General features: G+C 67.4%; 14 protein-coding genes, 1 pseudogene and 1 riboswitch. Of the genes and pseudogenes, 9 read left to right on the top strand and 6 right to left on the bottom strand.

What is annotated here, in order from left to right; genetic code table 11:
* The first annotated feature begins 46 nt into the window (after window positions 1-46).
* The 5 genes from G6N18_RS10655 (at window position 47) to yhjD (ending at window position 6,114) form a co-directional block, all read left to right on the top strand.
* Window positions 47-844: an exodeoxyribonuclease III gene (locus G6N18_RS10655; RefSeq protein ID WP_083001108.1), complete on the top strand. Its 798-nt coding sequence runs from the start codon at window positions 47-49 to the stop codon at window positions 842-844.
* 37 nt (window positions 845-881) lie between these two features.
* Window positions 882-2,240, top strand: a complete 1,359-nt coding sequence (locus tag G6N18_RS10650; protein WP_083000845.1) for an NAD(P)/FAD-dependent oxidoreductase — start codon at window positions 882-884, stop codon at window positions 2,238-2,240.
* Window positions 2,241-2,330: 90 nt separating this feature from the next.
* Window positions 2,331-3,914 carry a transposase gene (locus tag G6N18_RS10645; RefSeq protein ID WP_244960082.1) on the top strand — a complete coding sequence of 528 codons (1,584 nt, stop codon included), beginning with the start codon at window positions 2,331-2,333 and terminating at the stop codon, window positions 3,912-3,914.
* A gap of 133 nt (window positions 3,915-4,047) precedes the next feature.
* Window positions 4,048-5,061 (top strand): tryptophan--tRNA ligase, encoded by a 1,014-nt coding sequence (gene trpS / locus G6N18_RS10640; protein WP_083007308.1) that lies wholly within the window; start codon window positions 4,048-4,050, stop codon window positions 5,059-5,061.
* An 18-nt stretch (window positions 5,062-5,079) separates the two neighbouring features.
* Window positions 5,080-6,114, top strand: a complete 1,035-nt coding sequence (gene yhjD / locus G6N18_RS10635; RefSeq protein ID WP_234806280.1) for an inner membrane protein YhjD — start codon at window positions 5,080-5,082, stop codon at window positions 6,112-6,114.
* On the opposite strand, the gene G6N18_RS10630 is transcribed toward yhjD, so the two are convergent.
* Window positions 6,111-6,425, bottom strand: a complete 315-nt coding sequence (locus tag G6N18_RS10630; RefSeq protein WP_067225190.1) for a DMT family transporter — start codon at window positions 6,423-6,425, stop codon at window positions 6,111-6,113. The genes yhjD and G6N18_RS10630 overlap by 4 nt on opposite strands.
* Window positions 6,426-6,437: 12 nt before the next feature.
* A riboswitch (guanidine-III (ykkC-III) riboswitch) is annotated at window positions 6,438-6,505 on the bottom strand.
* Here G6N18_RS10630 and G6N18_RS10625 point away from each other — a divergent pair.
* A complete protein-coding gene (locus G6N18_RS10625) occupies window positions 6,497-7,492 on the top strand; it encodes an NAD(P)H-dependent flavin oxidoreductase (RefSeq protein WP_109749600.1) in 996 nt (331 codons plus the stop codon). Its footprint overlaps the riboswitch before it by 9 nt.
* 54 nt (window positions 7,493-7,546) lie before the next feature.
* Here the strand turns inward: G6N18_RS10625 and G6N18_RS10620 are convergent, their stop codons facing one another.
* From G6N18_RS10620 to G6N18_RS10605, 4 genes are all read right to left on the bottom strand, one after another.
* On the bottom strand, window positions 7,547-8,767 hold the full coding sequence (locus tag G6N18_RS10620) for a D-alanyl-D-alanine carboxypeptidase family protein (RefSeq protein ID WP_083007303.1): 1,221 nt from the start codon (window positions 8,765-8,767) through the stop codon (window positions 7,547-7,549).
* A 153-nt stretch (window positions 8,768-8,920) separates the two neighbouring features.
* On the bottom strand, window positions 8,921-9,931 hold the full coding sequence (locus G6N18_RS10615; protein ID WP_407663565.1) for an SMP-30/gluconolactonase/LRE family protein: 1,011 nt from the start codon (window positions 9,929-9,931) through the stop codon (window positions 8,921-8,923).
* Window positions 9,932-9,954: 23 nt separating this feature from the next.
* Complete coding sequence (locus tag G6N18_RS10610) at window positions 9,955-11,340, bottom strand: aspartate aminotransferase family protein (protein ID WP_083007298.1); 1,386 nt, start codon at window positions 11,338-11,340, stop codon at window positions 9,955-9,957.
* On the bottom strand, window positions 11,337-11,858 hold the full coding sequence (locus tag G6N18_RS10605) for an Lrp/AsnC family transcriptional regulator (protein WP_067225195.1): 522 nt from the start codon (window positions 11,856-11,858) through the stop codon (window positions 11,337-11,339). The genes G6N18_RS10610 and G6N18_RS10605 overlap by 4 nt, the downstream gene beginning before the upstream one ends.
* A gap of 123 nt (window positions 11,859-11,981) precedes the next feature.
* Here G6N18_RS10605 and G6N18_RS10600 point away from each other — a divergent pair, with 123 nt between their 5' ends.
* From G6N18_RS10600 to G6N18_RS10590, 3 genes are all read left to right on the top strand, one after another.
* Complete coding sequence (locus G6N18_RS10600) at window positions 11,982-13,472, top strand: gamma-aminobutyraldehyde dehydrogenase (RefSeq protein ID WP_083007296.1); 1,491 nt, start codon at window positions 11,982-11,984, stop codon at window positions 13,470-13,472.
* 136 nt (window positions 13,473-13,608) lie between these two features.
* A complete protein-coding gene (locus G6N18_RS10595) occupies window positions 13,609-14,523 on the top strand; it encodes a sigma-70 family RNA polymerase sigma factor (protein ID WP_083007294.1) in 915 nt (304 codons plus the stop codon).
* The gene (locus G6N18_RS10590) at window positions 14,513-15,001 is read left to right on the top strand and encodes a PPOX class F420-dependent oxidoreductase (protein WP_109749598.1); all 489 of its coding nucleotides are present in this window, start codon (window positions 14,513-14,515) and stop codon (window positions 14,999-15,001) included. Before G6N18_RS10595 ends, G6N18_RS10590 begins: the two co-directional genes overlap by 11 nt.
* Here the strand turns inward: G6N18_RS10590 and G6N18_RS10585 are convergent.
* Window positions 14,979-15,578 (bottom strand): annotated as a pseudogene (locus tag G6N18_RS10585) (carboxymuconolactone decarboxylase family protein); the annotation flags it as partial. The gene G6N18_RS10590 and the pseudogene G6N18_RS10585 overlap by 23 nt on opposite strands.
* Window positions 15,579-15,703 lie beyond the last annotated feature (125 nt).

Here is a 15,703-nt window from a genome sequence, read left to right as displayed (position 1 = left end):
CGGCGGTACCGCAAGTACGTCGGTAGGGTCGGCCGCTGTGAGTTCGCTGATCGTCAGCACCGTCAACGTCAACGGGATCCGGGCCGCCGTCAAGCAGCGGTCTGCGCAGAACCTCGGACTGCTGCCCTGGCTGACCGAAACCACCGCCGACGTGGTGTGCCTACAGGAGACTCGGGCCGACGACGCACAGTTGGCCGCCGCGTTGGCGCCGGCGCTGTCCGACGGTTGGCATTTGGCGTCCGCCGAACCGCATGTCAAGGGCCGCAGCGGCGTTGCCGTTCTGTCCCGTCACCGGATCGAGGCCACGCGGCTCATCGAGTCCGACGAATTCGGTTCGCACGGACGGTACCTGGAGGCCGACACCGCTGGACTGACGGTCGCCAGCGTGTACATCCAGACCGGCGAGGCGGGCACGCCGCGACAGTCGGAGAAGGAACGGTTCATGGCGGTGCTCGCCGCGCGGATGGCGAAGCTGGCGTGCGCGGGCCGCGACGCCGTCGTCTGCGGCGACTGGAACATCGCCCACACCGAGAACGACATCAAGAACTGGAAGGGCAACGTCAAGAAGTCGGGCTTTCTGCCGGCCGAACGGCAGTGGCTCAGCGAGCTTCTCGGGACGGGATGGGCGGATGTGGTCCGCGAGTTGCACCCCGGTCGGCCGGGCCCGTACGCATGGTGGTCCTGGCGTGGCCGGGCCTTCGACAACGACGCGGGCTGGCGCATCGACTACCAGTTGGCGACGCCGGAGTTGGCGGCGCGTGCGGTGGCGGCAAGGGTCGAACGCGCCGCGGCGTACGCGCTGCGCTGGTCCGACCACGCGCCAGTGACGGTCGAATACCGATAGGGTCGGTGAATCCGGTGCGTCGGGAGGAGCGCAGACCATGACCGTCGACAACGAAGTGCCCCGCCGCCATCGCGTGGTCGTCATCGGGTCGGGCTTCGGCGGGCTGTTCGCCGCCAAGCACCTCAAACGAGCCGACGTCGACGTCACGCTGATCGCCAAGACGACCCACCACCTGTTCCAGCCGCTGCTGTACCAGGTCGCGACTGGCATCCTGTCCGTCGGTGAGATCGCGCCCGCGACGCGAATCATCTTGCGCAAGCAGAAGAATGCCGAGGTACTGCTCGGTGAGGTCGTCGGTATCGACCTCGAGAACAAGACCGTCACCTCCAAGCTGCTCGACTGGGAGCGGGTGGTCCCCTTCGACAGCCTGATCGTGGCCGCCGGCGCGCAGCAGTCGTATTTCGGCAACGACCATTTCGAGGCCTTCGCGCCCGGCATGAAGACCATCGACGACGCCCTCGAACTACGGGGCCGCATCCTCGGCGCGTTCGAAGCGGCCGAGGTGACCACGTCGGCGGACGAACGGCAACGCCGGCTGACCTTTGTCGTCGTCGGTGGCGGGCCGACCGGTGTCGAGGTGGTCGGGCAGATCGCCGAGCTGGCGGATCGGACCCTGGCCGGGGCGTTCCGCGCGATCAACCCGACCGAGGCCCGGGTGATCCTGATCGAGGCCGGCGGCGCCGTGATGCCGCCGATGGGCCCCAAGCTCGGGCTCAAGGCGCAGCGTCGGCTGGAGAAGCTGGGCGTCGAGGTCAAGCTGAACACCATGGTGACCGACGTGGACTACAAGGGTCTGACCGTCAAGGAGAAGGACGGGTCCGAGCACCGGATCGAGTGCGCCGTCAAGGTGTGGTCGGCCGGCGTTCAGGCCAGCCCGCTCGGCAAGCTGATCGCCCAGCAGTCCGACGGCACCGAGGTGGATCGCGCTGGCCGGGTGGTCGTCGAACCCGATCTCACCGTCAAGGGCCATCCCAACGTCTTCGTGATCGGCGACCTGATGAGCGTGCCCGGCGTGCCGGGACAGGCACCGGGCGCGATCCAGGGCGCCAAGTACGCCACGAAGCAGATCAAGAGTGAACTCAAGGGTGCCGATCCGAGCGCCCGAAAGCCGTTCAAGTACCTCGACAAAGGCAGCATGGCTACGGTGTCGCGGTTTTCCGCGGTCTGCAAGGTCGGCAAGCTCGAGTTCGGCGGGTTCATCGCCTGGCTGGCCTGGCTCGGCCTGCATCTGTACTACCTCGTCGGCGGCCGCAACCGTATCGCCGCGATCTTCTCGTGGTTCGTCACCTTCCTGGGCAGGGGCCGCGGGCAGATGACGATCACCGAGCGGTGGGTGTTCGCTCGGCGGGCGCTCGAGCAGGTTCGGGATCAGGAGACTCCGCGCGCCATCGGGTGACTTGTGTACGTTTTGGAGCGCTCAGTGGCTGTTGCGAAATGGATTGTGTCGTTGGCGGGTTTGTGACGGGGTCGGTTCGAGGATGAGTGGGTGGCTCATTCTTATCGTCCGGTAGAGCGTGATCAGCAGTTTCTGTTGCCGCCGAATATGGCGGATTGGCTGGCTGCTGATCATCTGGTGTGGTTCATCCTCGATGCCGTCGAGCAGTTGGATACCTCGGCGTTTCACGCTGGTCGGCGTACCGGCGGTGTCGGGCGAGCCGGTTATGACCCGAAGATGTTGGTGGCGTTGTTGATCTATGCCTATGCCTCGGGTCAGCGGTCTTCGCGCCGGATTGAACGGCTGTGCGCTGATCATGTCGCTTACCGGGTGCTGTGCGCTCAAGACGCCCCGGATCACACCACGATCGCGCGGTTCCGCGCCGAGCACGACGACGCGTTCACCGACCTGTTCGCTCAGGTGCTGCGGTTGTGTGCCCAGGCGCAGATGGTGCGCATCGAGTCGATCGCCATCGACGGCACCAAGATCGCTGCCAACGCCTCGAAATCAGCCAATCGGTCTCGGCAGTGGGTGCGTGAGCAGTCCCGCCGGATCGCCGAAGCCGCAGTCAGCGACGCAGCCGCCGTCGATGCCGCCGAAGACGCCGCCGAGGTCGCCGCCGGTGTGCCCGCCGCGGGGCCGCCGGCGGAGATGAAGACCCCGGCCGGGCGCGTAGCCGCGATCAAAAAAGCGATGGAAGAAATCCGACGTCAGGACGCTTGCGACGCCGAGGCCGACGCTGCCGATCAGGACCGCCAGGAGCAGTATCTGCAGCGAGTCGAATCTGGTGAAACGGTGGTGGGTGCCCCGCCGGCAGGTACCGATCAGGTCCGGTTGTGGCGGGCCAGGATTGCCCGCGAACAGCACCGGCTGGCGTCGGTGATCAACGTGCGCGGGACCGTACAAGCCAGGGCGCGCCGCGATATCGGCAAGAACCTCAGAAAAGCTCAAGCTGGGCTGCGACGCGCCCAACAGGACCAGGCAGCCGGGGTGGTCGATCGGCGCGGTGCAGTCGCACGCATCCGGGATCGCGACCAGGCCCGTCGCGGCCCCACGGGAGGACCTGTGGTCAATCTGACCGACCCCGAGGCGCGGTTGATGGTCGAGGGCTCCGGCGGGGGGTCGGTTCAGGGCTACAACAGTCAGATCGTGTCTTCTGATGATCACCTCGTGATCGGGGTGCACGTATCCCAAGACGCTAACGATCTGCATTGTTGGACACCGGCTTTGGCCGCAGCAACCGCTCAGATGGATGCGTTGGGCAAGACGATCGGGCTGGCGTTGGCCGACAACGGCTACTTCACCGAAGCCAACCTCACCAGCCCCGGACCCGAGCGGCTCATCGCCCCCGGCAGCGGCCGAGTCGTCCACCGGGACGCTAAAAACCAACCCAGCCAGGGCCCTCCACCGCCGGATCTGTCACCGACTGATGCGATGCGTCACATTCTGCGCGATCCCGATCAGGCACAGCGATACCAACGCCGGTCAGCGACCGTGGAACCCGTTATCGGACACCTCAAAGACCGCATCGGACTACGCCGCTACGCCCGACGCGGACTCACAGCAGTCACCGCCGAACTTCACCTGGCCGCCGCAGCCCTCAACCTCACCCGACTCCACCACGCCACCGGATAACCCGCCGATCGCCGCCGGTCGACAACTGGTCACCCGACCATTCACCATCACCAGACACCTCTACCGGCAATTCCCAACAGCCACTCACCGCTCCAAACGGTGCACAAATCGCTTGTGAAAAGATGGGCGCATCATGAGCAGTTCGCGCCCCGTCGTCTTCTCCGGCGTCCAACCCACCTCCGACTCACTGCACCTCGGCAACGCGTTGGGGGCGATCACGCAGTGGGTCGGTCTGCAGGACGACCACGACGCGTTCTTCTGCGTGGTGGACCTGCATGCGATCACGATTCCGCAGGACCCCGAACAGCTGCGACGGCGCACGCTGGTTACCGCGGCGCAGTACCTGGCGCTGGGTATCGACCCCGCGCGCAGCACGATCTTCGTGCAGAGCCATGTACCGGCGCACACCGAATTGTCGTGGGTGTTGGGCTGTTTCACCGGTTTCGGGCAGGCATCGCGGATGACGCAGTTCAAGGACAAGTCGCAGAAGGAAGGCAGCGAGGCCACCACGGTCGGGTTGTTCACCTATCCGGTGCTGATGGCCGCCGACGTGCTGCTGTACGACACCGATCTGGTTCCGGTCGGGGAGGATCAGCGCCAGCACCTGGAGTTGGCGCGCGATGTGGCGCAACGGTTCAACTCGCGCTTCCCGGAGACGTTCGTCATCCCCGAACCGCTGATCCCGAAGGCGACGGCCAAGATCTTCGATCTGCAGGACCCGACGTCGAAGATGAGCAAGTCGGCGGGCACCGACGCCGGGTTGATCAGCCTGCTCGACGATCCGAAAGCGTCGGCCAAGAAGATTCGCTCGGCGGTCACCGACAGCGAGCGCGAGGTGCGCTACGACCCCGACGCCAAACCCGGTGTCTCGAACCTGCTGACCATCCAGTCGGCGGTCACCGGCGCCGACGTCGACAAGCTTGTCGATGGTTACGCGGGTCGTGGATACGGCGATCTGAAGTCCGACACCGCGGAGGCCGTCGTCGAGTTCGTCGGCCCGATCAAGGCCAGGGTCGACGAACTGCTGGCCGATCCCGCGGAACTGGAATCGGTGTTGGCGGTGGGCGCCGAGCGCGCCCGCGAAGTGTCTGCGAAGACGCTGGAACGGGTATACGAGCGATTAGGGTTTCTGCGGCGGCGCGGTTGAGATGTTGGGGAGGCTGGCGTGACACAAGCCGAGCCGGACGACAAGCCCGGATTCGTCGATCGATTCCGGGCGCGGTACCGCTGGTTCGACCATGTCATGCGGGCGCAGGAGCGATACAAGGACAGTAAGGGCGACTTCTACGCGGCCGGCATCACCTACTTCACGATCTTCGCGATGTTTCCCTTGCTGATGGTCGGATTCTCCGTCGCCGGTTTCATCCTGGCCAGCCAACCGGAACTGCTCGCCGAAATCCAGGACCGGATCAGGTCATCGGTGTCCGGTGACTTCGCCACCCAACTGGTCGAGCTGATGGACTCGGCGATCGAGTCCCGCACCTCTGTCGGTGTCATCGGGCTGCTCGCCGCCGCGTGGGCCGGTCTGGGCTGGATGGCGAATCTGCGCGAGGCGCTGAGCCAGATGTGGGGCCTGATGCGCGGGGACCAAAAGGGCTTCCTGCGCACCAAGCTGTCGGATCTGACGGCGATGGTGGGCCTGTTCCTCGCGATCGCACTCACCGTCGCGCTAACAGTGGTCAGCAGTTCCGGACTGGCGCGCAAAGCGGTGGAATGGGTTGGGCTGCAGGATGTTCCGGGCATGAGCATCCTGCTGCGGGTGGTGTCGCTGTTGGTTTCGGTGTTGATCAGCTGGCTGCTGTTCACCTGGATCATCGCGCGCCTGCCCCGCGAATCGATCAGCTTGCGCTCCGCGCTACGCGCCGGGTTGCTGACGGCGGTGGCGTTCGAGATCTTCAAGCAGGTGGCGTCGATTTACCTGCGGTCGGTGGTGACCGGCCCGGCGGGGGCGACGTTCGGCCCGGTGCTGGGCCTGATGGTGTTCGCCTACATCACCGCGAGGCTCATCCTGTTCGCCACGGCTTGGGCCGCCACGTCGACCGAGAACTTGGAGGCCGCCCCCGTCGAGCCGCCCGGCCTCGCCCGGATCACGCCGCGTGTGCAGCTCCGGGAGGGCGTCGGCATGGGCGGTGTGTTGACCGCCGCCGCAGCGGGAGCGCTTGGTGCGCTGGGGATTTCGCGCTGGACACGCGATCGTTAGCTGACCGCTTTGAGCCCGACGACACAGCCGATGATGCCGACGATCAACAAAACCTTGATCGGCGACGCGCTTTCGGCTCCGGTGATCATCGCGTAGGCGACGGTCAGCGCCGCGCCGATCCCGACCCAGACCGCATAGCTGGTGCCGGGGGGCAGGCTGCGCATCGCGAAGCCCAGCCCGACCATCGAGAGCACCAGTGCCACCACGAACACCGCCGAGGGGCCCACGCGGGTGAAGCCCTCCGTCTTGCTGAGTGCGGACGCCCACACCGCTTCCAGAACCCCAGACACGACCAGAATCAACCAAGCCATCACACAACTCCGTCGGCGCCGTCTTGTCGCTGGCCGGGTACGGTGCCCCTCGTCCGGATCGCATGGTCCACATGCCAATCGCCGTCCACGGTAGCAAAAGAGTAGGGTCCCGCTGCGTGGCCTTGTCGACACTGTGGTCCCGTCGGATGGGGCTGGCGGCGCCGATCGTCAACGCCCCGATGGGCGGAGCGGCGGGCGGTGCTCTGGCCGCGGCGGTGTCCCGGGCGGGCGGGCTCGGCATGATCGGGATGGGCAGTTCGGCGACGGCCGCGCGCTTGGCGGCCGAACTGCCGCACGTGTCCGGGCTTGCGCATCCGTTCGGCATCGGTCTCGTGCACTGGGTGCTGAAGGCCGAGCCCGACCTGCTGGAGGTCGCGCTGTCGGCGAAGCCGGCGCTGTTGGCTGTGAGCTTCGGCGACGACTGGGCGTGGGTGCACAGAGCCCACGACGCGGGCGTGCCGGTGGCCGTGCAAGTGGCCGATGTGACCGCCGCTCGGCGGGCGGTCGACGCCGGTGTTGACGTGGTGGTGGCGCGCGGAGCCGAAGGCGGAGGGCACGGTGAGCCGCGCATCGGCACCCTGCCGTTGCTCGCGGAGGTGCTCGACGCGGTGCCCGTACCTGTGCTCGCCGCGGGCGGCATCGCCTCCGGCCGGGGGCTGGCCGCGGTACTGGCCGCGGGAGCCGCCGGCGCGTGGCTCGGCACCGTGTTCACCACCTGCACCGAAGCTTTGACGTCGCCCGCTGCCCGGGTACCACTTCTGGCGGCGAGCGCTGACGACACGGTGACCACGCGGGTTTTCGACGTGGCGCAGGAATATCCCTGGCCGGCAACGCTTCCCGAGCGTGTTCTGCGCAACGATTTCGTGGACCGCTTCGATGGTCGCGAGGAACTGGTCGACGCCGACGCCCGCGCGGCTCTCGCTGAAGCGGTCGCCGACGAGGATTACCGGGTGGCGCCCGTCAACGCCGGACAGGGCGTCGGCATGGTGCGCGAACCGTGTTCAGCCGCCGAGGTCATGGAACGGCTGTGCGACGAGGCCGAGCGACTGCTGCGGCGGTGGGTCTAGCCGCGCGACGATCGAGCGGCGAGGAACGAGCCGCGCTGTGGAGTTCGACACGCTTTAGTGCTGTGGTCGCCGGTTCAGTGACCGGGCGCCCATGATCAACGCGAACACGATCACGCTGCCGACTATCGCAACGCCGACCCGCACCGGGGTCGCGTCGACGTTCGACAGCATCGGCGAGGCGTTGACTCCCGGGTTCGCGCCGTCGGCCGCCGGCTTGGGTTCGAGCGACGGGTCCGGTTCGATCAGGGTGCCCACGCTGGTGCCCGGTTCCGTCGCGAAGCCGTAGTCGAGGAGATGGGCTGCCTGTGCCCACGGGGCGATCGGCTGGCGGGTGCCCTTCAGGAGAACGGCGACGAGTCGACGGCCATCGCGCTCGGCCGCGCCGACGAAGGTCTGGCCGGCGTCGTCGGTGTAGCCGGTCTTGCCGCCCATCGCGCCGGGGTAGTTGAGCAGCAGCTTGTTGTCGTTCTCGATCGGGTACCCGGCGTCACCGCGGCCGGGGAAGTCGAAGGTCCGGGTCGAAACGATGTCGGCGAAGATCGGATTGCGCCAGGCGTAGCGGTAGAACAGCGCCATGTCGTAGGCCGACGTGCTCATGCCGGGACCGTCGAGTCCGGACGGCGTCGCCACCCTGGTGTCGAGGCCGCCCAGCTTGCGGGCCAGGTCGTTGAGTTTCCTCAGTGTGGTGTCCCAGCCGCCGAGTTGTCGGGCCAGCGCGAACGCCGCGTCGTTGCCCGAGTACATCAGCAATCCGTGCAGTAGGTCGTTGATCGAGTAGTGGCCGCCTTCGCCGACTCCGACCTTGGTGCCTTCCTGGCTGGCGTCCTCGGCGGTGCCCGCGACGACGCGATGGATCGGCAACTCCTTGATCGCCTGCATGGCGGTCAGCACCTTGATGATGCTGGCGGGGCGATGCCTGCCGTGCGGATCCTTGGCGGCGAGGACGTCACCGGTGTCCAGGTCGGCGACCAACCATGCCTCGGCCGAGACGTCGTTGGGCAGCGGCGGGGTTCCCGCCGCGGTGATGACGCCGCAGCCGGCCAACTTGTCGCCGCCCATCGGCGTCGCGGGAACCGGCAGCGGCGCGGGCGGCGCCTCACCGGGTTTGGGCACCTCGGAGGCGTCGACAGCCGGCGGGGTCACCTCGCGGTACGGGCACGCGTTGGCCTCCGGCGCAGCTGGCGGCTGAGCACTTGCCACAGCGGGCCCGGCGGCCACGAACAAGGCCGCGGCCAGCACGGCGGCGCGTTGTAGCGGAATTCGAAACTTCGCCATCGAGCGCAGATTAAGCCGTGGGCGCGACGATCCCGCGGAGGCGCGCTGTGACTGTTGTGATGCAAGTTGCGGATGTGACTGGCGGTCGGCGCCGGGTGCACGCCCGACGCACGCTTTATTCGACGTTTGTGTACAACAAGCTCGCGCTCGGCGTCAGGGCAGCGCGCAGTGCGCGACGGCCGGGAAACCGATGCAGCCCATCCACAGTCGGCCGCCGGCCTCGACCAGACCGGTGACCATGCCGAACTGCGGGTGTTCGGTACGCAAGCCGGCGACGACTTCGCCGTTGTCGGGATCGAAGGCCACCGCCCATACCTCGGGTTTGATCTGCGGTTGCAGCCTGTCGGGCAGCTTCCACAGCAGCTTGCGCAGCGCCGGCCAGCGCGGCGCGAGCCATTCGGCCGCGGCGTTGAGCGGTGAGACCATCGCGCACCAGATGCGGCCGTCCGCGCCGGTGGACAGGTTGTCCGGATGGCCGGGCAGGTTCTCCCGAAGCGGTGTCACCGTGCCGGCGCGCTCCCCGGTCAGCCAGAACTTCGACAGCCGGCGTCCCATCGTCTCGGCGAACACCAACGCCGAACCGTCCGCGGTCGGCGTCACCCCGTTGGCGAAGTACAGACCCGCCGCCGCGGTGAGCACGGTGCCGTCGGCGTCACGCCGAAACAGGCTGCCGCGCGGCCGCGCCTCCATCACCGCCCCCTTGAAATGGGCGTAGCTGAAGGCGCTCGTCGACTCGGTGAAATAGATTGTGCCATCCGGTGATTGGGTGACGTTCGAGCAGAACATCAACCGCCGGTCGTCGACCTCGGCGACGAGTGTTTCCAGTGTGCCGCCGGCGGGGTCTAGCGAGCGCAGGCCGCCGGGACTGGTGCACACCAGGATTCGGCTGTCGTGGGCGACGTGCAGGCCGAGCGGGCGGCCCTCGGTCGTGGCGACGACGACGGGGTCCGCGCCGTCGGCCGGGATGCGCAGGATTCGGCCATCGTCGACACCCGTCCAGACGGCGCCGTCGGCGTCGACGACCACGTCCTCGGGTGCATTTCCCGGCAACGGTACGACGGTGAGCTCGGCCGAGGGCAGGTCGGGTAGCGGGTCGACGGGCGGCGGCTGCCAACGGACTGGATCGATCGGCGGCTTCTTTGACGGAGGCACAGACGCAGTCACGTCGCCGACGCTACGCCGTCGGGCTATAGCAGTCGGCCTGCTTCGTCGAGCACGCTGCGCATGATGTCGTAGATCGCGTCGAACTCTTTCGGACCGCTGATCAGCGGCGGCGCCAGCTGTACGACGGGGTCGCCGCGGTCGTCGGCCCGGCAGTAGAGCCCGGCCTCGAAAAGCGCGGGGGTGAGAAAGCCACGCAGTAACCGCTCACTTTCCTCGTCGGAGAACGTCTCTTTGGTGGCCTTGTCTTTGACCAACTCGATGCCGTAGAAGAAGCCCTCGCCGCGCACGTCGCCGACGATCGGCAGGTCGTAGAGCCGCTCGAGGGTGGCCCGCAGCCTAGGGGCGTTCTCCTTGACGTGGTCGTTGAGGCCCTCACGCTCGAAGATGTCGAGGTTGGCCAGCGCCACCGCCGACGACACCGGATGTCCGCCGAACGTGTAACCGTGCGCGAACGTCGTTTTGCCGTCGTCGAACGGCTCGAACAACCGGTCGCTGGCGATCATCGCGCCGATCGGCGAGTAGCCCGACGTCAAACCCTTGGCGCAGGTGATGATGTCGGGCACATAGCCGAAGTCGTCACACGCGAACATCGACCCGATCCGGCCGAACGCGCAGATCACCTCGTCGGAGACCAGCAACACGTCGTACTCGTCGCAGATCTCGCGGACACGCTCGAAATACCCTGGCGGAGGCGGAAAGCAGCCGCCCGCGTTCTGCACCGGTTCCAGGAACACCGCCGCGACGGTGTCGGGTCCTTCGAACTCGATCGCTTCGGCGATCCGGTCCGCGCAATACTGCCCGAACGCCTTCTCGTCGCTCTGATACGGCGCGGGCGCCCGGTAGAAGTTCGTGTTGGGCACCCGGAAACCGCCGGGTGTCAGCGGCTCGAACGGAGCCTTGAACACCGGCAGACCGGTGATCGCCAACGCGCCCTGCGGCGTGCCGTGGTAGGCGATCGACCGCGAAACCACCTTGTGCTTACCGGGTTTGCCGGTGAGCTTGAAATAGTTCTTGGCGAGTTTCCACGCCGATTCGACGGCCTCACCGCCGCCGGTGGTGAAGAACACCCGGTTCAGGTCGCCGGGTGCGTAGTTCGCGACCCGCTCGGCCAGTTCGATGGCGGTGGGCGTGGCGTAGGACCAGAGCGGGAAAAACGCCAACTGCTCGGCCTGCTTGGCCGCGGCCTCGGCCAGCTCGTGACGGCCGTGGCCGACCTGCACGACGAAAAGCCCGGACAGCCCGTCGATGTAGCTCTTACCCTTGCTGTCCCAGATCGTGATGCCCTCGCCGCGGGTGATGATCGGCGGGGTGATGCCGGCGCCGTGCCGGGCGAAGTGGCCCCACAGGTGGCGATGCGCCTTCGCTTCGAGGGCGGTCGAAAAGTCTTGCGCGATACCGGTCGTAGTCACCTTGTGCCCCAATTGTATTGCTGCTTTACGAGTTTCAGATAGACGAGCGTCTCGGTGGACGTCACTCCCGGCAAGGCGCGGATCTGGGTGTTGAGGAGTTCGAGAAGCTCGTCGTCGTCCGCGCAGACGACCTCGATGATCGCGTCGAACGAGCCCGCGGTCAGCACCACATAGTCGACGGATTCGATGGCGGCCAGCTTCTGGGCCACCTTGGTGGTGTCGCCGGTGCAGCGGATGCCGATCATCGCCTGCCGGGCGAAGCCCAACTGCATCGGGTCGGTGACGGCGACGATCTGCATGACGCCCGCGTCGACCATGCGTTGAACCCGCTGGCGCACGGCGGCTTCTGACAGCCCGACCGCCTTGCCGATGCCGGCATAGGAGCGGCGACCGTCCTGCTGAAGCTTCTCGATGATCTGCTTTGACAGGTCATCGAGCTGGAACGCGGCGCCCGGTCGGGAGTGGTTGACGCGGAACGAAACGGGACCGACGCCGTGCGTGGCACCCGGAGTAGACATGCCAGTGATTGTGCACGGAATCCGTCGTAGCGGGCAACCAACCACTATGAAATCCCTCGCCTAAGAGGCCTCAGGTAGCGGGAATGCGTAGTCTGACGCGGCCGGGACGGTTAGCGTGAAGCCATGACTGCGGTTTCCACCAGCGTGGCAGGCAGCTGGATCAACGGCGCTGCGGTGAATACCGGCGGAGCGGCCCACCGGGTGGTCGATCCCGCGACAGGCGGGGCCGTCGCCGACTATGCGCTGGCCGGCCCGAGCGACGTGGACACCGCGGTGGCGTCGGCGCGCGCCGCGTCGGCCGACTGGGCCACCGCCACGCCCGCGGACCGCTCGGCGGTCCTGTACAAGCTGGCTCGACTGGCCGACGAGAGCGCCGACTCGCTGGTCGCCGAGGAGGTCAGCCAGACCGGCAAGCCGGTGCGGCTGGCCGCGGAGTTCGACGTGCCCGGCAGCGTCGACAACATCGACTTCTTCGCCGGCGCGGCCCGCCACCTGGAGGGCAAGGCCAGCGCCGAGTACTCCGGAGACCACACGTCGAGCATCCGGCGCGAGGCGGTGGGCGTGGTCGCAACCATCACCCCGTGGAACTATCCGCTGCAGATGGCGGTCTGGAAAGTGTTGCCGGCGTTGGCCGCCGGCTGCACGGTGGTGATAAAGCCGTGCGAACTGACACCGTTGACGACGCTGACGCTGGCCCGGCTGGCCCTCGAGGCCGGGGTACCGGACGGCGTGTTCAACGTCGTCACCGGATTGGGCGACGACGTGGGCGCCGCGTTGGCCGGGCACCGCGACGTCGACCTGGTGACGTTCACAGGGTCGACACCGGTCGGGCGCAAGGTGATGGCCGCGGCTGCGGCGCACGGGCACCGGGTGCAGCTGGAACTGGGCGGCAAGGCGCCGTTCGTGGTGTTCGACGACGCCGACCTCGATGCGGCGATCCAGGGCGCGGCCGCGGGTGCGCTGATCAACTCCGGGCAGGACTGCACCGCGGCCACCCGGGCGATCGTCGCGCGGCCGTTGTACGACGATTTCGTGGCCGGCGTCGGCGAGGTGTTCTCCAAGGTGGTCGTCGGGGACCCGCGCGACCCGGACACCGACCTGGGTCCGCTGATCTCGACGGCGCACCGCGACAAGGTGGCGGGCATGGTCGCGCGGGCGCCCAGCGAGGGCGGGCGGATCGTCTGTGGTGGTGCGGCCCCGGACCGGCCGGGCGCGTTCTACCGACCGACCGTGATCGCCGACGTCGACGAACGATCGGAGGTGTACCGCGACGAGATCTTCGGACCGGTGCTGACCGTGCGCCCGTTCACCGATGATGACGATGCGCTGCGACAGGCCAACGACACCGAATACGGGCTTGCCGCATCGGCGTGGACCCGCGACGTGTACCGCGCGCAGCGGGCGTCGCGTGAGATCAAGGCCGGCTGCGTGTGGATCAACGACCACATCCCGATCATCAGCGAGATGCCGCACGGCGGTGTCGGCGCCTCCGGGTTCGGCAAGGACATGAGCGACTACTCGCTCGAGGAGTACCTCACCGTCAAGCATGTGATGAGTGACATCACCGGCGTCGCCGAAAAGGAATGGCATCGAACCGTTTTCACCAAGCGCTAGTGGCGTTCATCGCGCCGACGTGTGTCGAGGCTACGGTTTCTGACGGAAACCGGCGAAAATCCGTCATAAACCGCGGTTTCGCCGACCGCAAGGGTGCCCGATTCCGCCCGGCAGGTGCTGCGCATATCGTGGTCCTATGACCGCCAGCACGCGGGTCGACGAGTTCGAGGAACTGCGACCGCACCTGCTGTCCGTCGCCTACCGGCTCACGGGCACGGTGGCCGACGCCGAGGATATCGTCCAGGACGCCTGGCTGCGCTGGAGCGCCGCCGAACAGGAGTCGATCAAAGACCTGCGGGCGTGGCTCACCACCGTGGTCAGCCGACTCGGCCTGGACCGGTTGCGTTCCGCCGCGCACCGACGCGAAACCTATGTGGGCGAATGGCTTCCAGAGCCGGTGGTCACCGCGCTGGACGGCGACGACCCGTTGGCGGCGGTGGTCGCCGGCGAGGATGCCCGGTTCGCCGCGATGGTGGTGCTCGAGCGGCTCAACCCGGACCAGCGGGTGGCGTTCGTGCTGCACGACGGGTTCGGGGTGCCGTTCGACGAGATCGCCGACGTGCTGGGCGTCAGCGCGGCCGCGGCCCGTCAACTGGCGTCGCGGGCGCGGCGGACGGTGGCCGATGCGCCGCCGCCCGTGGCGCCCGACGAACACAACGAGGTGGCCGGCGCGCTGATGTTGGCGTTGGCCTCCGGCGACATGGAAGCCGTTGTGCGCCTTCTCCATCCGGACGTGACGTTCACCGGCGACTCCAACCGCAGGGCGCCCACGGCGCCGCGAGTCATTCTCGGCCCAGACAAGGTCGCGCGGTTCCTGTTCGGTCTGGCCCGCCGTTACGGCCCGGGCTGGCTCGAGGCGGGTGTGCCGGCACTGATCAACGGTCAGTTCGGCAGCTGGACGCCGGGCACGCCGGCCCGCGACGGTTATCCGGAGATGACCCCGCGCGTGACCGCGATGACCGTGCGCGACGGAAAGGTCTGTGCCATCTGGGATATTGCCAATCCGGACAAGTTCACCGGTTCGCCGCTGAGAGGAAAACATGGCCGCTGACTTCGCTACCACGATGAGCAAGTTGATGTTCCGCGGGATGGACAAGATGCGCCATCACGAAGCCTTCGAAGTCGGTCCTCCCACGGGTACGGACTTCACCGGCTTCGACACGACGCGCCAGATCCTGCTGGTGACGTTCAAGCGGTCCGGCGAAGCGGTGCCGAGCCCCATCAACCACGGTGTCGCCGACGGAAAGCTCTACGTTCGGACCGACCCGTCCACCGGTAAGGTCAAGCGGCTGCGGAACAATCCGCGAGTTGTCGTGGTGCCGTGCAACTTGCGCGGAAAGCCCAAGGGGCAACCGGTTGCCGGGATCGCGCGGATCCTGCCCGAGGCCGAACACGCACACGCCGAGCGGGCCATCGCGGCGAACTGGAGCCTGCCGATGAAGCTGTTCGAACGCGGTCTCGACAAAGGCTCCGCCGCGGTCGGCATGGACATGGCCTACATCGAGGTCACGCCTGCGCCTCAGGCGTAGCCCAGGGCACTCGGCACGCGTCACCGGCACTGAAGCCCTGCTCGGTGATGCCCAGGGCGGAGTACATCCGGGCCCGCATGTTCTCCACGCCGATCTGGTAGGTGAGCTCGATGACGCCGTCGTCGCCGAACCGCCGCCTGAGATCCTCGACCTGCTCGTCGGTGATGGTGTGCGGGTCGGTCGTCACCGCGTCGGCGTAGGCGATCGCGGCGCGCTCGTCGTCGGAGAACAGCGGGGAAGTGGCGTAGTCGTCGATGTGCTTGAGCCGGTCGACGTCGAGACCGTCGAGGCGTTGGAGCATCGAGCCGAAGTCGACGCACCACGAGCAGCCGACCGTGCGGGCGGTCCAGAACACCGCCAGCTCGCGCACGCTCTTGGGCAGCTTCTTCGACGCCGAGCCGAGCATGCCTTCGTGGACGATGTTGGCGATCATCAGCCGGGGGTGATGGGCCGCGACCGCGAACGGCTCTGGCACCTCGCCGAACCGGCGCTTGGCGACCCGGTAGAAGACCTTGGTGAGCAGGGAGGCGCGCTGCGGGGGCAGGGGTTCGATGCGGGTTTTCTGTGTTTTGTCGGTCATACCCATATGACGAGACAGCCGCCGGATGTGTGACACCGGAGTTTCCGCTCGGCGGGGACGCGCGCGCTCGCCGGCGACGTAACGCCGGGCGGGCCATGGCCCGATAAATCAGTGAGATCGAT

The organism is Mycolicibacterium celeriflavum, from assembly GCF_010731795.1.
Classification (GTDB): Bacteria; Actinomycetota; Actinomycetes; order Mycobacteriales; family Mycobacteriaceae; genus Mycobacterium; species Mycobacterium celeriflavum.
Note: the sequence above shows the minus strand (reverse complement) of the source record. Positions and strands in the feature narration are given on the sequence as shown.

Bases quoted from the DNA above. Each gene is read 5' to 3' on its own strand.
- trpS (WP_083007308.1), top strand. From the start codon at position 4,048: ATGAGCAGTTCGCGCCCCGTCGTCTTCTCCGGCGTCCAACCCACCTCC.
- G6N18_RS10600 (WP_083007296.1), top strand. From the start codon at position 11,982: ATGACTGCGGTTTCCACCAGCGTGGCAGGCAGCTGGATCAACGGCGCT.
- G6N18_RS10650 (WP_083000845.1), top strand. From the start codon at position 882: ATGACCGTCGACAACGAAGTGCCCCGCCGCCATCGCGTGGTCGTCATC.
- G6N18_RS10620 (WP_083007303.1), bottom strand. From the start codon at position 8,767: ATGGCGAAGTTTCGAATTCCGCTACAACGCGCCGCCGTGCTGGCCGCG.
- G6N18_RS10625 (WP_109749600.1), top strand. From the start codon at position 6,497: ATGCCAATCGCCGTCCACGGTAGCAAAAGAGTAGGGTCCCGCTGCGTG.
- G6N18_RS10605 (WP_067225195.1), bottom strand. From the start codon at position 11,858: ATGTCTACTCCGGGTGCCACGCACGGCGTCGGTCCCGTTTCGTTCCGC.
- G6N18_RS10630 (WP_067225190.1), bottom strand. From the start codon at position 6,425: ATGGCTTGGTTGATTCTGGTCGTGTCTGGGGTTCTGGAAGCGGTGTGG.
- G6N18_RS10595 (WP_083007294.1), top strand. From the start codon at position 13,609: ATGACCGCCAGCACGCGGGTCGACGAGTTCGAGGAACTGCGACCGCAC.
- G6N18_RS10590 (WP_109749598.1), top strand. From the start codon at position 14,513: ATGGCCGCTGACTTCGCTACCACGATGAGCAAGTTGATGTTCCGCGGG.